At 67.9% G+C, this 1178-nt stretch carries 1 protein-coding gene; it reads left to right on the top strand.

Annotation, left to right across the window (positions count from 1 at the left end; all coding sequences use genetic code 11):
• On the top strand, nt 1-1163 hold a 1163-nt coding region (locus Mth01_RS29310), incomplete at its 5' end, for an ISAs1 family transposase (RefSeq protein WP_204019202.1).
• Nucleotides 1164-1178: the final 15 nt, after the last annotated feature.

Here is a 1178-nt window from a genome sequence, read left to right on the forward strand (position 1 = left end):
GTGTCCCCCTTGGCGAAGCATGCGGCGACCTGCTCGAACTGTTCAGGGGAGTAACCGATGGGCGATCTGATCAAGGGCGTGACCACCCGGTGGCGGCGGTGCTCGCCCTGGCCGCGGCGGCGACCGTGGCCGGGATGACGGGCTACCGCGCGATTACCGGCTGGATCGCGGATGTCCCCGCCGAGGTCCTGGCCAACCTCTACATGCGAGCAGGGGCAGCCCCGGCACCCGCGCCGGGCATGACCACGATCTGGCGAATACTCACCGACACCGACGCCGACATGCTGGACTCCGCGATCGGCACCTGGCTCACGACCAGCCTGTTGACCTGCATGAACACCAGCGACGAGACAGACGAACAGGGGACGCCGCTTGCCCATCTGAGGCTGGACGGCAAGACCGTCCGAGGCGCCAAGAACGACGACGGAACCCAACGGCATCTGCTCGCGGTCGTGATGGGACCGCCGGACAAGGCCGTGACAGCCGCGCAAGCCGAGGTGGACGGCGCCAAGCCCCGCGAGACCATCACCGCCCGCGACCTGCTGAAACGCCTGGACCTGACCGGCACGGTCACCACCGCCGACGCTCTGCACACCGTCAAGGCCACCGCCAAGGTGATCCGGGAGCGGGGCGGCCACTTCGTGCTGCCGGTCAAGGAGAACCGCGGCAAGCTGTTCGACGCCCTGGACGTATTGGCCTGGAAAGACGCCGAGATCGCCCACACCAGCACCGGCAAAGGGCACGGCCGGATCACCACCCGCACCATCCAGGTCCTGCCCGCCCCCGACGATCTTCCCTTCCCGCACGTCAGCCAGGTCTTCCTGATCGAACGGCATGTCACCGACCTGCACGGCAAGCCGATCTCCGCCGTCGCCCAACTCGGCGTCGCCAGCCCCGCCCCCGACCAGGCCACCCCCGCCCACCTGGCACGATACGTCCAAGATCAATGGGGTATCGAGGTGCTGCACTGGATCAGAGACACCCTCTATCGCGAAGACCACTCCCGTACCCGCACCCGCTCCGGCCCCCGAGTAATGGCCTCCCTGCGCAACCTCGCCGTCGGCGCCTTACGCCTCGCCGGCCGGACCGACATCACCGAAGCCACCCGCTGGGCCTGCCGCTATATGAGCAGGCCGTTCGCCATTCTCGGCCTCACTTCATGATCTTGGAACGGCCGT

Origin of the sequence: Sphaerimonospora thailandensis, assembly GCF_016863115.1 — a bacterium.
GTDB lineage: Bacteria > Actinomycetota > Actinomycetes > Streptosporangiales > Streptosporangiaceae > Sphaerimonospora > Sphaerimonospora cavernae.